The sequence below is a fragment of the Pseudomonas sp. GW821-FHT01A09 genome (genome assembly GCF_058986725.1).
Genome location: NZ_JBYSWB010000008.1, coordinates 76,941 through 97,168 on the forward strand (window position 1 = coordinate 76,941; position 20,228 = coordinate 97,168).

The following is a 20,228-nucleotide window of genomic DNA, read 5'->3' on the forward strand; positions in this document are numbered from 1 at the left end:
GCTTGGTTATAACTTTCGGTTTTGCAGTTTGTTATAAAGCCCTGAATAAGGGCGAAGTATTAGAAGTTGCACTATCGCAGGGAGTTTTCGCGCGGCACGGTGAATAAAAATATACAAATCAGTGCACGACGATTACACAGCGCATTCCAGCGATTCAGGGGCGCGGTGCGTAGGCAAATACATCGGCGCGCATCTGCCGGGCATTCATCCCCGCGTCCACCAGTGCGTCGAGCGTGGCGTAGATCATCGTCGGCGAACCGCTGGCATAGACATGGACGCCGGACAGGTCGGCAATGTCTTCGCATACAGCTTCATGCAATAAGCCGCAACGCCCTTCCCAACCGCAAAGATCGCTGACCACCTTGTGCAGGAACAGGTTGGGCAATTGCTGCCACGCCTGCCAATGGGCGATTTCATAGAAATCCTCAGGTCGCCGCACGCCCCAGTACAGATGAACCGGATGAGCAAAGCCACGGGCCCGACAGTGTTCGATGAGGCTGTGCATTTGCGCCATGCCAGTGCCTGCGGCAATCAATACCAGCGGCCCGTCAGGCAATTCGGCCAGATGCGCGTCGCCGAAGGGCAATTGCAGGCGCGCACCGTTGTTGCGCTGCAACTGGGCGATCAGGTTGCGCGCACTGTCTTCGCGCACCAGGATGTGCAGTTCCAGCTCACGCCCGGAATGGGGCGCCGATGCCAGTGAAAACGCCGAGCGCTCGCCATTGTCGCGCTCGATCATCGCGTACTGACCCGCGTGGTAGCGCGGCGGCTTGCCAGCAGGCGCCAGCAAACGCACGCGCCACACATCCCCGCCCACCGCCACGCATTCGCTCAACTGGCAGGCGAAGCTGCGCACCGGCAATTCACCCAGTGCCAGCACGCCATCCCAGAGCACGATGCAATCTTCCAGCGGTTCGGCGATGCAGGTGTAGATTTCGCCCTGCTCCCGCACATCACCCTCTTGCTGCACCCGACCTGCAACCAGCAACGCCGAACACAGGTGGCAATTGCCGTTGCGGCAGCTGTTCGGGCACTCGTAACCGAGGCGCTGTGCAGCGGCCAGGATTCGTTCGGCGGGCAAGGTGTCGAGCACCGCGCCGGAGGGCTGCAAGGTCACGCGCATCAGTCTATTCCCAATTGATTCCAGAGCTCGTCGACGCGGCGAGTCACCGCTTCATCCTTGACGATCACGCGGCCCCACTCGCGAGTGGTCTCGCCCGGCCACTTGTTGGTGGCATCCAGACCCATCTTCGAACCCAGGCCCGATACCGGCGAGGCGAAATCCAGATAGTCGATGGGGGTGTTATCGATCATCACGGTATCGCGCTTGGGGTCCATGCGCGTGGTGATGGCCCAGATCACATCGTTCCAGTCCCGCGCATTGATGTCGTCGTCGGTGACGATAACGAACTTGGTGTACATGAACTGGCGCAGAAACGACCACACACCCAACATCACCCGCTTGGCGTGGCCGGGGTATTGCTTCTTCATGGTGACGATGGCCATACGGTACGAGCAGCCTTCGGGCGGCAAGTAGAAGTCGGTGATCTCCGGGAACTGCTTTTGCAGGATCGGCACGAACACCTCGTTCAAGGCCACACCAAGAATCGCCGGTTCGTCAGGCGGGCGGCCGGTGTAGGTGCTGTGATAGATCGGTTTGATTCGGTGGGTGATGCGCTCGACGGTGAACACCGGGAAGCTGTCGACTTCGTTGTAGTAACCGGTATGGTCGCCGTACGGGCCTTCCGGGGCCATTTCACCCGGATGGATCACACCTTCCAGGACGATTTCGGCACTGGCGGGCACTTGCAGATCGTTGCCACGGCACTTGATCAGCTCGGTCCGATTGCCCCGCAACAGCCCGGCGAAGGCATATTCTGAGAGGCTGTCGGGCACCGGGGTCACGGCGCCGAGGATGGTCGCCGGGTCGGCGCCAAGCGCTACCGAAACCGGGAACGGCTGGCCGGGGTGCTTTTCACACCACTCGCGATAATCCAGCGCACCGCCGCGATGGCTCAACCAGCGCATGATCACTTTGTTGCGGCCAATGACCTGCTGGCGATAGATGCCCAGGTTCTGGCGCTCCTTGTTCGGGCCGCGGGTCACCGTCAGGCCCCAGGTGATCAGCGGTGCCACGTCGCCGGGCCAGCAATGCTGCACGGGCAGCATGCCGAGGTCGACGTCATCGCCTTCGAGAACCACTTCCTGGCAGGGGGCATCCTTGACCACCTTGGGCGCCATGGCGATGATCTTTTTGAAGATCGGCAGCTTCGACCAGGCATCCTTGAGCCCTTTGGGCGGCTCTGGCTCTTTGAGAAAGGCCAGCAGCTTGCCGATTTCGCGCAGCTCCGAGACGTCCTCGGCGCCCATGCCCAAGGCAACCCGCCCAGGCGTGCCGAACAGGTTGCCGAGCACCGGAATGCTATGCCCCACCGGGTTTTCGAACAGCAGCGCCGGGCCCTTGGCGCGCAAGGTACGGTCACAGATCTCGGTCATTTCCAGCACTGGCGAGATCGGCACCTGAATACGCTTCAATTCCCCGCGCTGCTCGAGTTGCTGCACGAAATCCCGCAGATCCTTGAATTTCATTAAAGATGCCACCCCAAAAATAGGTCTACATCCTACCTGTTCCGAGGGCCAAACTGCAGTCCCGCGAGCGTATGGATACCTTCAATTGCGCTGCGCCTCATTCAGCAGCGGCGTGAACAGCGGGCTCACTCGGATGCCACCGAAATCCGAGAGGTGATCCACATCCTTGTAAAGCAAGTGCCCGTCGGCCTCGATATTACATATCTTTTCAGGGCACATCAGCGATGTCGGGTCGATGGTTCGCACCTGCGGGTCAGCAGCGCTCAGCGAGTCGAACAACGTATTGATGAAGCGGTCGCGCGCCAGATGCTCGTCGAGTGGGCGCCCCAGTCCATCGGGCGAACGTCCCACTCGGGCCAGACTGGTCAGCCGTTCGACGGCGCCTTTGCGCTGCAGCGGCACCTGCTTGAACAACCAGACTTGTACGCCTGCCTGGCGCAACGCCGCTACCGTCGCCTTGACCCCGGTCGCCAGACGCTGCTCGGCCTGCTCCCGCGTATCGTGGGGATTGAGCATCATTATTTTTTCGGCGCTCTCGAAGCTGTACATGTAGTAGCCCCAGTTGGCCGCCAGCACCACTTGCTTTATCCCCAGATCGACCACGCGTTTCATGGTGCGCTGGTTGAACGCACTGCACTGCTTGCGTGGATCCGGGCTCAAGATCGGCGGACAGGCACTCAGGCTGTAGAGCCATATCTGTCGCCCCTGATCTCGGGCTGTGGCTTCAATGGCCGGCCACAGCGCCGCTGCATGGCTATCGCCCCAGAACAGCAAGGTCGCCGGGCCCTTTTGATCCTTGCCCGCCAGGCAGGCCCTGTCCAGAAGGGTATTGTCGAGGCTCTTCAACATGCACTCATCCTGCCCGGCATGCCACTCTCTGGATTGGGCGTACTCCATTTCCTTGGCGGAAAGCCGTTGCACGAAGCCTTCATGAGATCGAACCACCGAGCCCATTACCGCCAACACCGTGATCGCCATCAGAGCGCCGATCAGCAGAGCGTTACGATTGGCCAACAGACGTTTTTCCCGAAACGGCAGCTCGATGAAACGCAGGCTCGCCCATGCCAAGGCCAGCGCCAGAGCTATCCACCCAACCGCTTCGAGCGGCCCGATGCCATTGGCCGAGACGGCGTTGGCGTAGACATAGACTGGCCAGTGCCACAGGTACAGGGAATAGGAGAGCAAGCCGATCCAGACCAGCACACGCGTACCCAGGAACTGGCCGACCCAGGTCGTACCCTGCGCACCGGACCAGATCAGCGCAGTCGCCCCCAGCACTGGCAGCAACGCTGCCCACCCAGGAAAATTCGTCGTCCCGTCAAAGGTGAATATTGCGGCCAGCACAGCCGCCAATCCAGCCAGCCCCACAGCCTGAGAAATCCAGGGTTTTATGGCGTTTTTCGGTGCCGGCAAGACGGCCAGCATCGCGCCGCACAATAGCTCCCATGCGCGCGCCTGCAGGGAGAAGAACGCTATCTCTGGCTTGCGATCGATATGGCCGACATTCAGTCCGAACGACACGAGCAGCACCGCGAACAAGACCCAGCGCCAATGCCGCAAATAGCGCATCAACAGCATCATCAGTAACGGGAAGAAGATGTAGTACTGCTCTTCGACAGCCAACGACCATGTGTGCAGCAAAGGCTTGAGGTCCGATGCCGGCTCGAAGTAGCCGTCCTGGCGCATGTAGAGCAGATTTGAAATGAACAGCGCCTGGTAGCGCGTCGCCCTGCCCAGTTCGGAGTAATCCTTGGGCGTCAGCAGCACCCAGCCCAAGGCTAGCGTCACCAGTAACACCACGCTCAGCGCTGGCAGGATCCGCCGAGCACGACGCCCCCAGAAATCCAGAAAGCTGAAACGCTGTGCGTTTATTTCCCGAAATAGAATGCCGGTGATCAGAAAGCCTGAAATGACGAAAAAAACGTCAACACCGACAAATCCCCCACTGAAAGCGCTGAAGCCGAAATGGAACAGTACCACCGGGATAACGGCCAAGGCCCGCATCCCGTCGATATCGCGCCGATTGCCAAACGTGTGCATGAAATTCTTTTCTCTTATTTGATACAAATCAGGCGGCGGCCCCGGCGATGGGGCCCCGCACAAGAGAAAAGAGTTTACGGGACAGATACAATTTTTTCTCGCCGCCATGAAAAACGCCCGTTTCGGGGCGTTTTTCGTGTAGCTGCAATTGACTTACTTGCGCTTCATCGACAAGAAGAACTCGTCGTTGGTCTTGGTCTGCTTGAGCTTGTCGATCAGGAACTCGATGGCAGCGATTTCGTCCATCGGGTGCAGCAGCTTGCGCAGGATCCACATGCGCTGCAGTTCGTCGTCGGCGGTCAGCAACTCTTCGCGGCGAGTGCCGGAACGGTTGATGTTGATGGCCGGGAAGACGCGCTTCTCGGCGATCTTGCGGTCCAGGGGCAGTTCCATGTTGCCGGTACCCTTGAACTCTTCGTAGATCACTTCATCCATCTTCGAGCCGGTTTCGACCAGCGCGGTAGCGATGATGGTCAGCGAACCGCCTTCCTCGATGTTACGCGCGGCACCGAAGAAACGCTTTGGCTTCTCGAGAGCGTGGGCATCGACACCACCGGTCAGCACCTTGCCGGAGCTCGGGATGACGGTGTTGTAGGCACGGGCCAGACGGGTGATGGAGTCGAGCAGAATGACCACGTCCTTCTTGTGCTCGACCAGGCGCTTGGCCTTCTCGATGACCATCTCGGCGACCTGCACGTGACGGGTCGGTGGCTCGTCGAAGGTCGAAGCGACCACTTCGCCGCGCACGGTGCGCTGCATCTCGGTCACTTCCTCTGGACGCTCATCGATCAGCAGCACGATCAGATGCACTTCCGGGTTGTTGCGCGTGATGTTGGAGGCGATGTTCTGCAGCATGATGGTCTTGCCCGCTTTTGGCGGAGCGACGATCAGGCCACGCTGGCCCTTGCCGATCGGAGCGCACAGGTCGATGACACGACCGGTGAGATCTTCGGTGGAACCGTTGCCGGCTTCCATCTTCATCCGAATGGTCGGGAACAGCGGCGTGAGGTTCTCGAACAGGATCTTGTTCTTCGCGTTTTCCGGACGGTCGAAGTTGATCGTGTCGACCTTCAACAGGGCGAAGTAACGCTCGCCTTCCTTCGGAGGGCGAATCTTGCCGACGATGGTGTCACCGGTACGCAGGTTGAAGCGACGAATCTGGCTGGGCGAGACATAGATATCATCGGGGCCAGCGAGGTAGGAAGCATCAGCCGAACGCAGGAAGCCGAAGCCGTCCTGGAGAATCTCCAGCACGCCATCACCGGAGATTTCCTCGCCGCTTTTGGCATGTTTTTTCAACAGGGAGAAAATCACATCCTGCTTGCGCGAACGGGCCATATTTTCTATGCCCATCTGTTCGGCCATTTCGAGCAGATCGGTAATCGGCTTTTGCTTGAGTTCAGTCAGGTTCATAAGGGAATGACGTAATCATGTTTGGAGGGAGAAATTAAGCTTTGGGCTTAATGAGGCCGCGCCGCAGAGAAGGCGACAGGATCGCGTACTGTTCGAGTAGGAATGCGTCGGCGACGGCTTGCAGGGGGCAGAGGAGAAACCAATGCGAGGCCGAATGTACCACCTGAGTTCAGGGGCGTCTAGTCGGCGCCCATAAAAAACCCCGCACTAAGCGGGGCCTTCGAAGCGACGGCATCGGATCAGATGTTGGCGTCGAGGAATGCAGCCAGTTGCGACTTGGACAGTGCGCCGACCTTGGTGGCGGCCACTTCACCGTTCTTGAACAGCATCAGCGTCGGGATACCACGCACGCCGTGCTTGGCTGGGGTTTCCTGGTTTTCGTCGATGTTCAGCTTGGCGACGGTCAGTTTGCCGTCGTAAGTGCCGGCGATTTCGTCCAGTACCGGTGCAATCATTTTGCAAGGGCCGCACCACTCAGCCCAGTAATCGACCAATACCGGGCCAGTGGCCTTGAGTACATCAGCCTCGAAGCTGGCATCGGATACGTGCTTGATCAGGTCGCTGCTCATGGAAAATCTCCAGTTCGTAAGCTAAAAACGTCCTCCATCATAGCTGGACCATTGTATTACAGGAAGTCACAACCGATTGCTTATTGCTATGGGGTTGCATTAGCGAGGCAATCGACTCAAGGCGTAACGAAGGCGATGCCCGTGCGCAAGGCCGCGCTGCGCACATGTTCATGCATGGTTTTCTGCGCCGAGGCCGAGGAATGGCGGGCCAGGGCGCGAAGAATCTTGCGATGCTCGTGCCAGGTTTCCATGGCCCGCTCGGTGCGAATGAAAGGTAATTTCTGACTTTCGAGAAAAATATCCGCGCTGGCTGTGAGAATGGCGGCCATGGCGTGATTGCCGCTGGCAACCAGAATGCGCCGATGAAAATCGAAATCCAGCTGCGCCGCAGCGTCGAAATCGCCGTTGCGCAACTGCTCGCGCATCGAGCGCACGTTATCTTCCAGAGCATCGAGCTCATCAGCCGTGAGCAGCACCGCAGCCAACCCCGCGGCGAATCCTTCCAGCGCATAACGCAGTTGGAAGATCTCGGCGGGCGCCGCCTGCGCCGCGAACGGCCAGCTCAGCCCCTCGCCGACGGGCGCCTGTTCCAGAGGCGCGCGGACAAAAACGCCCTTGCCCGGCTGTACGCTGACCACCCCCAGGGCGCTCAACGATGACAGCGCCTCACGCAATGAAGCGCGGCTGACGCCCAATTGCAGTGCAAGATCGCGCTGCGAAGGCAAGACGTCCCCCGGCCCGTAACCGTGCTCGGCGATAAGGCTGCGAATGCCCAGCAGGGCGACTTCCGGGACGGCACGACTGATCGAATTCATCTGTTTTCTGCAAGGTGAACCAGCATGAAAAACCCTTTTAAAACTATTATCGCCACACTGCAAGCGACGCCCCGATAGGGTTCAACGCCTGGTTTTGTTGCTCGAAAACGGTGCGATACACGTCCTTGCGACCGACCAACTGTTCAGACCAGTAAGACCATCCGCGGTGTAAAACCTGATCGCAAGCGGCTGTCGAGCGATTTGGCATGAGCTGTGCAATCCGCCAGACCAGATCGTTATTTCGCTACCACTTGATTCGCTGCTCGGAGCGCCACCCATGGAAAGCCGCCTGTACAAGCGTTGCACCACCCTCCTCGGCGCCTTGTTCGCCAGCCTGATGCTGGCCCAGGCGCCGGCCCATGCCGACGGCCTGCAGGACATCACCCAGCGCGGCACCCTCAAGGTCGCAGTGCCCCAGGACTTCCCGCCATTCGGCTCGGTCGGCCCGGACATGAAGCCTCGCGGCCTCGATATCGACACGGCGCAACTGCTCGCCGACAAACTGGGCGTCAAGCTCGAACTGACTCCGGTCAACAGCACCAACCGCATTCCGTTCCTGACCACCGGCAAGGTCGACCTGGTGATTTCCAGCCTCGGCAAGAACGCCGAGCGCGAGCAGGTCATCGACTTCTCCCGCCCTTACGCGCCCTTCTACCTCGCGGTATTCGGCCCGCCCGACGAGCCGATCAAGACCCTCGCCGACCTCAAGGGCAAGACCATCAGCGTCACCCGCGGCGCCGTCGAGGATATCGAGCTGACCAAGGCCGCACCTGAAGGCCCTGACGGTCCGATCATCAAACGCTTCGAAGACAACAACTCGACCATCGCCGCCTACCTCGCCGGCCAGACCGATCTGATCGCCAGCGGCAACGTGGTCATGGTGGCCATTACCGAGCGCAATCCGAAGCGCATCCCAGCGCTGAAAATCAAGCTCAAGGACTCGCCGACCTACATCGGCCTGAACAAGAACGAGCCGGAACTGCTGGCCCGCGTCAATGAGATCCTCAACGCCGCCAAGGCCGACGGCAGCCTCGACAAGATTTCCCAGACCTGGCTCAAGCAGCCATTTCCTGCGGACCTCTGATCGACCGACCGCGACCTGACGAGGGCCATTCATGGCGTACAAATTCGACTTCACCCCGGTGCTGCAGCACAGCGATCAACTCTTGCAAGGGGCGCTGTTCACCCTCGAGCTGACCGCCATCGGCACGTTGTTCGGGGTTGGCCTGGGGATTCTCGGCGGCGTGGTGCGGGCCTGGAAGATCAAACCGTTCTCGGCCATCTTCGGCGTCTACGTCGAGCTGATCCGTAATACGCCCTTCCTGGTGCAGTTGTTCTTCATCTTCTTCGGCCTGCCGTCGCTGGGCATCCGCATCACCGAGTGGCAGGCCGCAGTGCTGGCCATGGTGATCAACCTGGGCGCCTACAGTACCGAGATCATCCGTGCCGGCATCCAGGCCGTCCCGCGCGGCCAGCTGGAAGCCGCCGCAGCGCTGGCCATGAGCCGCGCCGAAGCCTTTCGCCATGTGGTCCTGCTGCCGGCGCTGGGCAAGGTGTGGCCGGCGCTCACCAGCCAGATCATCATCGTCATGCTCGGTTCGGCGGTGTGCTCGCAGATCGCTACCCAGGAGCTCAGCTTCGCCGCCAACTTCATCCAGTCGCGCAACTTCCGCGCCTTCGAGACCTACCTGCTGACCACGGTCATCTATCTGGTCATGGCCTTGCTGATCCGCATCCTGCTGAATTGGGTGGGTCGGCGCTTCATCGCGAGGAACAGCTGATGGATTTCACCCTGTGGGACATCGTGCGCAACCTGCTCACCGGCCTGCAATGGACCTTCGTGCTGTCGCTGGTGGCCTTTATCGGCGGCGGCGTGATCGGCTTGCTGGTGATGGTGCTGCGGATCTCCAAGGGCAGCCTGGGGCGCAACCTGGCGCGGACCTACATCGACTTGTTCCAGGGCACGCCGCTGCTGATGCAGTTGTTCCTGGTGTTTTTCGGCGTCGGCCTGATGGGTTTCGATATCACCCCCTGGGCCTGCGCCGCACTGGCGCTGACGCTGTTCACCAGCGCTTACCTGGCGGAGATCTGGCGCGGCTGCGTCGAATCGGTCAACAACGGCCAGTGGGAGGCCTCGGCCAGCCTGGCCATGACCCGTTACGAACAACTGCGCTACGTGGTGCTGCCTCAGGCCCTGCGCATCGCCGTGGCGCCGACGGTGGGCTTTTCGGTGCAAGTGGTCAAAGGTACTGCGGTCACCTCGATCATCGGCTTCACCGAACTGACCAAGGCCGGCGGCATGCTCGCCAATGCCACGTTCGAACCCTTCCTGGTCTACGGCCTGGTTGCGCTCGGCTATTTCATCCTCTGCTACCCCCTGTCCCTCAGCGCGCGCTATCTGGAAAGGAGACTGCATGCCTCTGCTTAGAATTTCCGCCCTGCACAAATATTACGGCGACCACCACGTACTCAAGGGTATCGACCTGAGCGTCGAAGAAGGCCAGGTGGTGGCGATCATCGGCCGCAGCGGCTCGGGCAAGAGCACCTTGCTGCGCACCCTCAACGGCCTGGAGTCGATCAACGACGGAGTCATCGAGGTCGATGGCGAATACCTCGATGCCGCCCGCGCCGATCTGCGTACCTTGCGCCAGAAAGTCGGAATGATCTTCCAGCAGTTCAACCTGTTCCCGCACCTGAGCGTGGGCGAGAACGTCATGCTCGCCCCGCAGGTGGTGCAGAAGGTACCCAAGGCCAAGGCCCGCGAACTGGCCAAGGAGATGCTCCAGCGCGTCGGCCTGGCGGAAAAGTTCGACGCCTTCCCTGATCGGCTGTCCGGCGGCCAGCAGCAGCGTGTAGCCATCGCCCGCGCCCTGGCGATGTCGCCAAAAGTGCTGCTGTGCGACGAAATCACCTCGGCGCTGGACCCGGAACTGGTCAACGAAGTGCTCGCGGTGGTGCGCAAGCTCGCTACCGAAGGCATGACCCTGATCATGGTCACCCATGAAATGCGCTTCGCGCGGGAAGTGGGCGACAAGCTGGTGTTCATGCATCAGGGCAAGGTCCACGAGGTCGGCGATCCGAAGATTCTTTTCGCCAACCCGCAAACCCCCGAACTGGCGGCCTTTATCGGCCAGCAGTAAGGGCTCGGCGCGGACAGTCGTTGGCGCCACGGTAGGATCGTGGCACGATGACCAGGTTAATGACCGAGACTTTCCGACCATGCCGCACAGCAAAGCCACGAACCTGTCCTTGATCGCCGCCATCGACCTGGGCTCCAACAGCTTTCACATGGTGGTGGCCAAGGCGGACTCCGGCGAAATCCGCATCCTCGAGCGCCTTGGCGAAAAGGTCCAACTGGCTGCCGGCATCGACGACGAGCGTCAGCTCAGCGAAGAATCGATGCAGCGCGGCCTTGACTGCCTGAAGCGTTTCGCCCAACTGATCAACGGCCTGCCCCTGGGCGCCGTGCGTATCGTCGGCACCAATGCCCTGCGTGAAGCGCGCAACCGCGGCGAGTTCATCCGCCGCGCCGAAGGCATTCTCGGTCATCCGGTGGAAGTCATCTCCGGCCGCGAAGAAGCCCGCCTGATCTATCTGGGCGTCTCCCACACCCTTGCCGACACCCCGGGCAAGCGCCTGGTGGCCGACATCGGCGGCGGCAGTACCGAATTCATCATTGGCCAGCGTTTCGAGCCGCAGCTGCGCGAGAGCCTGCAGATGGGCTGCGTCAGCTTTACCCAGCGCTACTTCAAGGACGGCAAGATCACCCCGGCCCGTTACGCTCAGGCGTACACCGCGGCGCGGCTGGAGATCATGGGCATCGAAAACGCCCTGCACCGCATCGGCTGGGACGAGGCCATCGGCTCTTCGGGCACTGTGCGTGCCATCGGCCTGGCGCTCAAGGCCAACGGTCAGGGTTCGGGCGAGGTCAATGCCGAGGGCCTGGCGTGGCTCAAGCGCAAGTTGTTCAAGCTGGGTGACGTCGACAAGATCGACTTCGACGGCATCAAGCCCGATCGCCGCTCGATCTTCCCGGCCGGCCTGGCCATCCTCGAAGCGATCTTCGACGCCTTGAGCCTGCAGCGCATGGATCACTGTGAAGGTGCCCTGCGCGAAGGCGTGCTCTACGATCTACTGGGCCGCCATCATCACGAAGACGTGCGTGAGCGCACCCTCAGCTCGCTGATGGACCGCTACCATGTCGACCTGGAGCAAGCCGCCCGCGTCGAACGCAAGGCCCTGCACGCGCTGGAGCAAGTCGCTACGGCCTGGGACCTGGATGACGAGATGTGGCGAGACCTGCTGACCTGGGCCGCCAAGGTCCATGAAATCGGCCTCGACATCGCCCATTATCACTACCACAAGCACGGCGCCTATCTGATCGAGCACTCGGACCTGTCAGGCTTCTCCCGTGAAGACCAGCAAATGCTCGCGCTGCTGGTGCGTGGCCATCGCCGCAATATCCCCAAGGACAAGTTCGCCGAATTCGGCGACAACGGCGAAAAACTGATCCGTCTGTGCGTGCTGCTGCGCTTCGCGATCCTGTTCCACCACATCCGTGGCACTCAGGAAATGCCTCAGGTCGTGCTGCAGGCCGCGGGCAATCATCTGGATGTGGTGTTCCCGGATGGCTGGCTGGAAAACAACCAGCTGACCCAGGCCGATTTCGAGCAGGAAGCTCAGTGGCTGGCGAGGGTCGGGATCGTCCTCAACGTCCGCTGAAACCCTAACGCTGTAGCGGGGGGGCTTGCCCCCGATCCGGTGCATCCGAGCCACCGCGAATCGGGGGCAAGCCCCCCCGCTACATGGAGCGCGTCAGCGCACCGGCAGGATCGGATTGCTCAGGCGTTCAAGCAGGGTGTCCTGGGCACTGCGGGCATTCTGGTTGCCGGTCGGCGTGCTGCGCAGGTAGCTGCCGTCGGCCTGTAGGATCCACGAATGGGTATTGTCGGTCAGGTAGGCTTCGAGCTCCTTCTTGACCCGCACGATCAGCTTGCGGCCCTCTACCGGGAAGCAAGTCTCGACGCGTTTGTCGAGGTTGCGCTCCATCCAGTCGGCACTCGACAGGAACATTTGCTCTTCGCCGCCGTTAAGGAAGTAGAACACCCGCGTGTGCTCCAGGAAGCGGCCGATGATCGAGCGCACATGAATGTTGTGCGACACCCCGACGATCCCCGGACGCAGGCAGCACATGCCGCGCACCACCAGATCGATCTTCACCCCCGACTGGCTGGCCTTGTACAGCGCGCGGATGATCTTCGGATCGGTCAGCGAGTTGAACTTGGCGATGATGTGCGCGGGTTTGCCTTCCAGCGCGAACTGGGTCTCCCGGGCAATCATGTCGAGCATGCCTTTCTTCAAGGTGAAAGGCGCGTGCAGGAGTTTTTTCATGCGCAGGGTCTTGCCCATACCGATCAACTGACTGAACAGCTTGCCGACGTCTTCGCACAGCGCGTCGTCCGATGTCAGCAGGCTGTAGTCGGTGTACAGGCGAGCGTTGCCGGCGTGGTAGTTGCCGGTACCCATGTGCGCATAACGGACGATCTCGCTGCCCTCGCGGCGCAGGATGAGCATCATCTTGGCGTGGGTCTTGTAACCGACCACGCCGTAGATCACCACCGCACCGGCGGCCTGCAGGCGGCTGGCCATCTGCAGGTTGGATTCTTCATCGAAGCGTGCCCGCAGCTCGATCACCGCGGTCACTTCCTTGCCGTTGCGCGCGGCATCGACCAGGGCGTCGACAATCTCGGAGTTGGCGCCGCTGCGGTACAGCGTCTGACGCACGGCCAGCACGTGAGGGTCCTTGGCGGCCTGGCGCAGCAGGTCGACCACCGGCGTGAAGGACTCGAACGGGTGCAGCAAGAGGATGTCCTGCTTGCTGATCACGCTGAAGATGTTCTCGCTGTTTTGCAGCAGCTTGGGGATCGCCGGCGTGAACGGCTTGTATTGCAGCTCCGGGTGGCTGTCGAGGCCGGTGATGCTGAACAGCCGCGTGAGGTTGACCGGACCATTGACCTGATACAGCTCGCTTTCGGCCAGACTGAACTGCTTGAGCAGGTAGTCCGAAAGCTGTTTGGGGCAGGTGTCCGCCACTTCCAGGCGCACGGCATCGCCATACCGCCGGGAGAACAGCTCGCCGCGCAGGGCGCGAGCCAGGTCTTCGACGTCCTCGGTATCCACCGCCAGGTCGGCGTTGCGGGTCAGGCGGAACTGATAGCAGCCCTTGACCTTCATGCCCTGGAACAGATCGTCGGCGTGGGCGTGGATCATCGAGGACAGAAAAACGAAGTTGTCCCCCGGCCCACCGACATCTTCCGGCACCTTGATCACCCGTGGCAGCAACCGCGGCGCCGGAATGATCGCCAGCCCGGAATCGCGGCCGAAGGCGTCGATGCCTTCGAGTTCGACGATGAAGTTCAGGCTCTTGTTCACCAGCAGCGGGAACGGGTGCGTCGGGTCGAGGCCGATCGGGGTGATGATCGGCGCGATCTCGTCACGGAAATAACGGCGCACCCAGGCCTTGATCTTGGCATTCCAGTGGCGACGACGGATAAAGCGCACCTGATGCTTTTCCAGCTCCGGCAGCAGGATATCGTTGAGGATCGCGTACTGGCGATCGACATGCCCGTGCACCAGCTCACTGATGCGCGCCAACGCCTGATGCGGCTGCAGGCCATCGGCACCGGCCTGTTCGCGGGCGAAGGTGATCTGCTTCTTCAAACCGGCCACGCGGATCTCGAAGAACTCGTCGAGGTTGCTGGAGAAGATCAGCAGAAACTTGAGGCGTTCCAGCAGCGGATAGGACTCATCCAGCGCCTGCTCGAGCACGCGGATATTGAATTGCAGCTGGGACAATTCGCGATGAATGTACAGGCTGCTGTCGTCGAGGCCGGGAGTCGTGATGACGGGGGGCGGTGGCGGCGCGGGAATCGGAACGGGGACGTCCATAGGGGGCGTTGCAGCCTCTGGGTGCTCGACAGGAACCTCATGGACCTCGGCCGTGGTGATCGGCTGGGCGTCTTTCATGGCGGTCTCGGTGAGTGTTTCGTTGTTCATTGGGCATTCCCGGAGGGCATCATTGCCCTCGTGTCAGTTGAGCGGCGCGGACAGAAGAAAAGATGAAGAGGCTGTCTACGCTTGCGCGATATGAATGCAGTGAGGGTCAAAGGATAACACCCTCCGTGTAACAGCTGGCGGCGATGCCAGCCGTCGGCTGCCTGATAGTGGCGCCGGTTGTTCGTGCAACGGCGCGAGCGACTATCGCGGCGGCCGAGGCGGCTGGAGATCGAGACCCGAGCGCACCGCCAGCTAGAGCCTCGGACAGCGAAACCCCTGCTCGGGCGGGCCGGCGTAAATGTTATAGGCCGTCAATGTGACGGTCTGGTTACAGCCGCAAGTCACCCCTGTTTGTAGGACGTTTGCCATAGCGGTTGTAGGACTTGTTAACGTCAAGACACATTTGGACACTTTCCCGAATCGTTCTGAAGGGTTAGGCTGCGCGTTCATTTCGCCAGCATCCAGATAATGCTCCAACATTTCCTGCAAGAGTTCGGCTACCTCGCACTGTTCCTCGGGACCTTCTTCGAAGGCGAAACCGTATTGGTGCTCGCCGGGTTTCTGGCTTTCCGTGGATACATGGACATCAAGATGGTCATGCTGGTTGCCTTCCTCGGCAGCTATGCCGGTGATCAACTGTGGTATTTCCTCGGCAGGCGCCATGGCCGCAAGCTGCTGGCGCGCAAACCACGCTGGCAGACCATGGGCGACCGTGCGCTGGATCATATCCGCCGCCACCCCGATCTGTGGGTGCTGGGGTTCCGTTTCGTCTATGGACTGCGCACCGTGATGCCGGTAGCCATCGGCCTGTCCGGTTATCCGCCGCGGCGTTATCTGCTGCTCAATGGCCTGGGGGCGCTGATCTGGTCCGCCGCCCTGGGGTTGGCCGCCTACCATTTCGGCGCGCTGCTCGAAGGCATCCTGGGCAACGTCAAGAAATACGAACTGTGGGTGCTCGGCGGGCTGATTCTGCTGGGCGTGCTGCTGTGGATAAGCCGTCGCTTCAAGGCCGCTCGGGTGGCACGCAAGGCGGCAGAGAAGGCCGAGTAGCCAGCCCGAGTACTGCGGCGCCGCTACAGGCCCCTTCGCCAGCACGCTGTGCTCCCACTGGCGTACGGCTCAGATCGGCAGTGGGAGCGAGGCTTGCCCGCGAAGGGGCCGATACAGCCTTCCTCGCCATCCAGCCGGACTACACCGCCACCCGCCGCAGCGTCGCCAGAAAGGTCGCCGCCGCCACGAACAGCCCCGCGAAGGTGCGGTTCATGCGTTGCTGCTGGCGAGGCGTGCGCAGCAAACGCAACACTTTGGATGCCAAGCCGGTATAGCCCGCCATCACCACCGAATCCACCGCCACCATGGTCACGCCGATGGTCAGGTACTGCGCCAGCAGCGGCGCATGGGGATCGATGAATTGCGGCAGGATCGCCAACATGAACACCAGCGCCTTGGGGTTGCTGATGTTGACCAGGAAACCGCGGCCGATCAGTGCCAGCGGCTTGCCCGTCGCCTTGACCGAGGCATCGGCGCTCAGATCATGGGGCAACGCCCGCCACTGCTTGACGGCCAGATACAACAGATAGAGCACGCCGAACCACTTGATCAGGGTAAAGGCGGTGGCCGAGGCGGCCAGCACGGCGCCGACGCCGGCGGCGATGATCGCGATCTGGGCGATCAATCCAAGCTGCAGCCCCAGGGTGTTCCAGTAGCCGCGCCAGAAACCGTGCTGCAGCCCACTCGACATCGAGGCGATTGCCCCAGCGCCCGGCGACAGGCTGATGACCCAGCACGCAGCGAAGAATGCCAGCCAGACTTGTAGTGTCATGATATGCCTCAGCTATGGATTGGGCTTTTCGGGGGCAAGCCCCCTTGCTACAAGAGGACGTTAATCGAGGTTGGGGCTGTTGTCGACTGCCCGTCAGGACAGCGCTTCGAGCTGCGCCTGCATGCTCTCCAGCAACTCCAGGGCTTCCATCCAGGCTTCTTCCAGCTCGCCTTCGCGGACCTTGAGTTTGGCCTGACGCGCCAGCAGATCGCGCAGCTCGTCTTTCTGCCCGGCCTCGTAGACCTCGGAATCGCCCAGGCGCGCGTCGATCCTGGCCAGCTGCTCGTGCACTGTGCCGAGCTCCTGCTCCAGCTTGTCGGCCTGACGCTTGTGCGGGGCCAATTGCTGACGCAACGCGGCGGCGGCCTGACGCTGGGCCTTCTTGTCGGTCTTGTCGGCGTTGGCCGGCGTGTTGCTGGTCGGCGCATTGCGCTGGCGGTAATCCACCAGCCAGCGCGCGTAGTCGTCCAGATCGCCGTCGAAGGTTTCGACCTTGCCATCGGCTACCAGCAGGAAGTCATCGGTGGTGCTCTTGAGCAGGTGCCGATCGTGCGAGACCACCAGCACCGCGCCGCTGAATTCCTGCAGCGCCATGGTCAAGGCCAGGCGCATTTCCAGATCCAGGTGGTTGGTCGGTTCGTCGAGCAGCAGCAGGTTCGGTCGCTCCCAGGCAATCAACGCCAGAGCCAGACGGGCTTTTTCGCCACCGGAGAAGTTCAGCACCGGCTCGTCGGTGCGCGGGCCACGGAAGTCAAAACCGCCGAGGAAATCGCGCAGCGTCTGTTCGCGCTCGCTGGGCGCCAGGCGTTGCAGGTGCAGCAAGGGGCTGGCCTTGCTGTCCAGCGAGTCCAACTGGTGCTGGGCAAAGTAACCCACGGTGAGGTTCTCGCCGCGCACCAGGCGGCCGCCAAGCGGCTCCAGCTCACCGGCGAGGTTCTTGATCAGCGTCGACTTGCCCGCGCCGTTGGGGCCTAGCAGGCCGATGCGCGCACCCGGCGTGAGCTGCAACTTGACCTTCTCGAGGATGGTCTTGTCGCCATAGCCGAGGCGGCCTTCGGACAGGTCCAGCAGCGGGCTGGAGATTTTCTGCGACTCGCGGAAGACGAAATCGAACGGCGAATCCACATGCGCCGCCGACAGTTCTTCCATCCGCTCCAGCGCCTTGATCCGGCTCTGGGCCTGCCGCGCCTTGGTGGCCTGAGCCTTGAAGCGGGCGATGTATTTTTCCATGTGCGCGCGCTGCGCCTGCTGCTTGTCGTAGGCCTGTTGCTGCTGGGCCAGACGCTCGGCACGGGCACGCTCGAAGGCCGAGTAACCGCCACGGTAGACGGTGATCTTGCACTGTTCGATATGGGCGATGTGATCGACCACGGCATCGAGGAAATCCCGGTCGTGGGAAATCAGCAGCAAGGTGCCGGGATAACTCTTGAGCCAGTCCTCGAGCCACAGGATCGCATCGAGATCCAGGTGGTTGGTGGGTTCGTCGAGCAGCAGCAGGTCGGACGGGCACATCAGTGCCTGGGCCAGGTTCAGGCGCATGCGCCAGCCACCGGAGAAGTCGCCGACGCGACGGTCCATCTGCTCGTTGCTGAAGCCCAGGCCAGCCAGCAGCTTGCGCGCGCGGGCATCGGCCGTGTAGCCGTCGGCGCTGTCGAGCTCGGCATGCAGACGCGCCAAAGCGCTGCCGTCCTGAGCGCTTTCGGCCGCCAGCAGATCACGCTGTACCTGACGCAGGTACAGGTCGCCGTCGAGCACATAGTCGACGGCGATGCGGTCCAGGGTTTCGATTTCCTGGCGCATGTGCGCGATCCGCCAGTCGGCCGGCAGGTCGCAGCTGCCGCCATCGGGCGTCAACTCGCCGCGCAACAGGGCGAACAAGGTGGATTTGCCGGCGCCATTGGCACCGATCAGACCGGCTTTGTGGCCGGCGTGCAGGGTCAGCTCGGCGTCTTCTAGCAGACGTTGCGGGCCACGCTGTAAAGTGAGGTTCTGAATTCGGATCATAATGGCGGCGAAGTCTACCAGCTTCGTCGGCAACTGGCGCGGGCACTCTATGCAAGCTGATCTATGGACCTTCGCGGTCTCGCTTTATCGAAACCCCGGCGTGGCCGAGGATTGCCTGATGTTGCAGGATGAGCTTGGCGCCAACGTCTGCCTGTTGCTCTGTGGGGCCTGGCTGGAGCGTCGCTCGGTGGCCTGCACGCCTGAGCGCCTGACGGTGCTGGCATCAGCGGCAGCGCCGTGGTCCGCCAGCGTGGTCGAGCCCTTGCGCAGCCTGCGTCGGCAATGGCGCGAGGCGGCGCAGCAGGATAGCGAGCTGGCGCAGTTGCGCGAGGCCGTGAAAGGACTGGAGTTGCAAGCGGAGAAGTCACTGCTGCAGCGGCTGGCGCGGGTCTGCGCAGACTGGTCGGCGACCGAGCGGCCATCACTGTGGCTGGAAGCCTTGCTACCGGAACCGAACATCCCGGCGAGGAAGATGAGCGACCACGGCGCGCTGGATCGGCTGCGCGCCGCAGTGCCCGACGCTTAGGAAGCGCTCGACGGTGTAGCGGTGCCGTTGGTTGCCGGTGCGGTGACTGGCGTCGATGCAGCGGTCGGTGCGGGGTTGGCAGGTGCCGATTCCGGCTTGCTGGCTGCCGCAGGTGCTGGAGTTGGCGTAGCGGCCTTGGCGACCGGTTTGGCGGCAGCAGGCTTTTTCACTGGCGGCTTGCGTGCTGGCTTGGCGGCGACGGTTGGCTTGGCGGCAGCGGCGGGTTTTGCGGCGGCAGTCGATTTGGCGGCGGCAGCGGGTTTCGCAGCGGTAGTCGATTTGGCGGCGGCAGCGGGTTTCGCAGCAGCAGTCGATTTAGCGGCGGCAGCGGGTTTCGCAGCGGCAGTCGATTTGACGGCGGCAGCGGGTTTCGCAGCGGCAGTCGATTTGGCAGCGGCAGCGGGTTTCGCAGCGGCAGTCGATTTGGCGGCGGCAGCGGGTTTCGCAGCGGCAGTCGATTTAGCAGCGGTAGCGGGTTTCGCAGCAGCAGTCGATTTAGCAGCGGCAGTTGGTTTCGCAGCGGCAGCTGGTTTGGCAGCAGTCGGCTTGGCTTTTGCGGCCGGCTTGGCTGCACTGGCGGCCTTGGCGACGGTCGGCTTGGCAGCTGGCTTGGCGGACGAAGCGGCGGCTTTGACGGCAGGTTTTGCGGCAGCTGGCTTGGCAGCAGCCTTGCTCGCGGCAGCCTTGGCAACCGGTTTGGCAGCGGCAGCTTTTGCCGCTGGCTTGGCCGCAACGGCCTTGGCAGGTGCCTTGGTCACAGCTTTGCCGGCTGCAGGCTTGGCGGCAGTCTTGTCAGTAGCGGGCTTGGTCACCTTGCCTGGCTTGGTGGCTGGGCGACTGGCCAATGCTTTGCTGGCGGCTTCCTTGACCTTGCCCACGCCTTGAGCGAGTTTCAGGCTTTCCTGAGCATCGCGCTTGAGCTGCACGATGTAGTGACGGGTTTCCGCTTGGCGAGCCTGCAATGCGTCCAGCAGTTTCTCGAGCTCGGCGGCAGCGCCTTTGGCCTTGGTCTGCGCCTTGGCTTTACCGGCAGTGGCAGCGTCCTGCAATTTGGTGCGGGATTTGTGGAGTTTTTCTTGAGCCTTTCCGCGTTGCTTTTCCAACTTGGCAAGCAGCTTTTCGGCATCAGCCAGTGCCTGGGAGCAGGCACTTTCCAAATGCTCGAGCAGGCTGCCCGACAGCTGTTGGAGCAAATGCAATGGAGTATTTACAGGCTTCTTACTGGCCGACATGGTTTACCTCCTGGCTGACGTGAATGCGGCCCATACTAGCCCTCTCAAGCCACAGCCGCTAGGGCATCTTGACAGCACATCCGGCGCTACGTTGCATAAGCGCGAGGCAGTGCTCGCGGCGATGTTTCGCAGAGCATCTGCGCAGGGCTGTCGAGCACTGGC

General features: G+C 61.8%; 17 protein-coding genes. 7 read left to right on the forward strand and 10 right to left on the reverse strand.

Annotated features, from left to right (window positions below; all coding sequences use genetic code 11):
* Positions 1–154 precede the first annotated feature (154 nt).
* From AC3WJP_RS11670 to AC3WJP_RS11695, 6 genes are all read right to left on the reverse strand, one after another.
* The gene (locus tag AC3WJP_RS11670; RefSeq protein ID WP_493721526.1) at positions 155–1,123 is read right to left on the reverse strand and encodes a CDP-6-deoxy-delta-3,4-glucoseen reductase; all 969 of its coding nucleotides are present in this window, start codon (positions 1,121–1,123) and stop codon (positions 155–157) included.
* A complete protein-coding gene (ubiD, locus tag AC3WJP_RS11675) occupies positions 1,123–2,589 on the reverse strand; it encodes a 4-hydroxy-3-polyprenylbenzoate decarboxylase (RefSeq protein WP_493721525.1) in 1,467 nt (488 codons plus the stop codon). The genes AC3WJP_RS11670 and ubiD overlap by 1 nt, the downstream gene beginning before the upstream one ends.
* Positions 2,590–2,670: 81 nt before the next feature.
* Entirely contained in the window at positions 2,671–4,629 is a 1,959-nt protein-coding gene (locus tag AC3WJP_RS11680) for an acyltransferase family protein (RefSeq protein ID WP_493721604.1), read from the reverse strand.
* A 153-nt stretch (positions 4,630–4,782) separates the two neighbouring features.
* Positions 4,783–6,042, reverse strand: coding sequence for a transcription termination factor Rho (rho, locus tag AC3WJP_RS11685; RefSeq protein WP_493721524.1), 1,260 nt, complete (start codon positions 6,040–6,042; stop codon positions 4,783–4,785).
* A 239-nt stretch (positions 6,043–6,281) separates the two neighbouring features.
* Positions 6,282–6,611: a thioredoxin TrxA gene (gene trxA / locus AC3WJP_RS11690; protein WP_493721523.1), complete on the reverse strand. Its 330-nt coding sequence runs from the start codon at positions 6,609–6,611 to the stop codon at positions 6,282–6,284.
* Between the two features lie 116 nt (positions 6,612–6,727).
* Positions 6,728–7,426 carry a FadR/GntR family transcriptional regulator gene (locus AC3WJP_RS11695; RefSeq protein ID WP_493721522.1) on the reverse strand — a complete coding sequence of 233 codons (699 nt, stop codon included), beginning with the start codon at positions 7,424–7,426 and terminating at the stop codon, positions 6,728–6,730.
* Positions 7,427–7,703: 277 nt separating this feature from the next.
* Between AC3WJP_RS11695 and AC3WJP_RS11700 the strand changes: the two genes are divergently transcribed.
* The 5 genes from AC3WJP_RS11700 to ppx all read left to right on the forward strand — a co-directional run bounded on the left by AC3WJP_RS11700 (position 7,704) and on the right by ppx (position 12,148).
* Complete coding sequence (locus AC3WJP_RS11700; RefSeq protein ID WP_493721521.1) at positions 7,704–8,510, forward strand: transporter substrate-binding domain-containing protein; 807 nt, start codon at positions 7,704–7,706, stop codon at positions 8,508–8,510.
* 31 nt (positions 8,511–8,541) lie between these two features.
* Positions 8,542–9,207 carry an amino acid ABC transporter permease gene (locus tag AC3WJP_RS11705; protein WP_493721520.1) on the forward strand — a complete coding sequence of 222 codons (666 nt, stop codon included), beginning with the start codon at positions 8,542–8,544 and terminating at the stop codon, positions 9,205–9,207.
* Positions 9,204–9,854, forward strand: coding sequence for an amino acid ABC transporter permease (locus AC3WJP_RS11710; RefSeq protein WP_493721603.1), 651 nt, complete (start codon positions 9,204–9,206; stop codon positions 9,852–9,854). Before AC3WJP_RS11705 ends, AC3WJP_RS11710 begins: the two co-directional genes overlap by 4 nt.
* On the forward strand, positions 9,841–10,566 hold the full coding sequence (locus AC3WJP_RS11715; RefSeq protein ID WP_493721519.1) for an amino acid ABC transporter ATP-binding protein: 726 nt from the start codon (positions 9,841–9,843) through the stop codon (positions 10,564–10,566). The genes AC3WJP_RS11710 and AC3WJP_RS11715 overlap by 14 nt, the downstream gene beginning before the upstream one ends.
* A 79-nt stretch (positions 10,567–10,645) precedes the next feature.
* Positions 10,646–12,148: an exopolyphosphatase gene (ppx, locus tag AC3WJP_RS11720; RefSeq protein ID WP_493721518.1), complete on the forward strand. Its 1,503-nt coding sequence runs from the start codon at positions 10,646–10,648 to the stop codon at positions 12,146–12,148.
* Between the two features lie 93 nt (positions 12,149–12,241).
* On the opposite strand, the gene ppk1 is transcribed toward ppx, so the two are convergent.
* On the reverse strand, positions 12,242–14,482 hold the full coding sequence (ppk1, locus tag AC3WJP_RS11725; protein WP_493721517.1) for a polyphosphate kinase 1: 2,241 nt from the start codon (positions 14,480–14,482) through the stop codon (positions 12,242–12,244).
* A gap of 465 nt (positions 14,483–14,947) precedes the next feature.
* Here ppk1 and AC3WJP_RS11730 point away from each other — a divergent pair, with 465 nt between their 5' ends.
* Positions 14,948–15,532, forward strand: a complete 585-nt coding sequence (locus AC3WJP_RS11730) for a DedA family protein (protein WP_493721602.1) — start codon at positions 14,948–14,950, stop codon at positions 15,530–15,532.
* A gap of 139 nt (positions 15,533–15,671) precedes the next feature.
* On the opposite strand, the gene AC3WJP_RS11735 is transcribed toward AC3WJP_RS11730, so the two are convergent.
* Entirely contained in the window at positions 15,672–16,304 is a 633-nt protein-coding gene (locus AC3WJP_RS11735) for a LysE family transporter (protein WP_493721516.1), read from the reverse strand.
* A 93-nt stretch (positions 16,305–16,397) separates the two neighbouring features.
* Positions 16,398–18,308 carry an ATP-binding cassette domain-containing protein gene (locus AC3WJP_RS11740; RefSeq protein ID WP_493721515.1) on the reverse strand — a complete coding sequence of 637 codons (1,911 nt, stop codon included), beginning with the start codon at positions 18,306–18,308 and terminating at the stop codon, positions 16,398–16,400.
* Positions 18,309–18,357: 49 nt separating this feature from the next.
* Between AC3WJP_RS11740 and AC3WJP_RS11745 the strand changes: the two genes are divergently transcribed.
* The gene (locus AC3WJP_RS11745) at positions 18,358–18,834 is read left to right on the forward strand and encodes a TIGR02444 family protein (RefSeq protein ID WP_493721514.1); all 477 of its coding nucleotides are present in this window, start codon (positions 18,358–18,360) and stop codon (positions 18,832–18,834) included.
* Here the strand turns inward: AC3WJP_RS11745 and AC3WJP_RS11750 are convergent.
* The gene (locus AC3WJP_RS11750) at positions 18,831–20,066 is read right to left on the reverse strand and encodes an AlgP family protein (protein ID WP_493721513.1); all 1,236 of its coding nucleotides are present in this window, start codon (positions 20,064–20,066) and stop codon (positions 18,831–18,833) included. The genes AC3WJP_RS11745 and AC3WJP_RS11750 overlap by 4 nt on opposite strands.
* Positions 20,067–20,228: the final 162 nt, after the last annotated feature.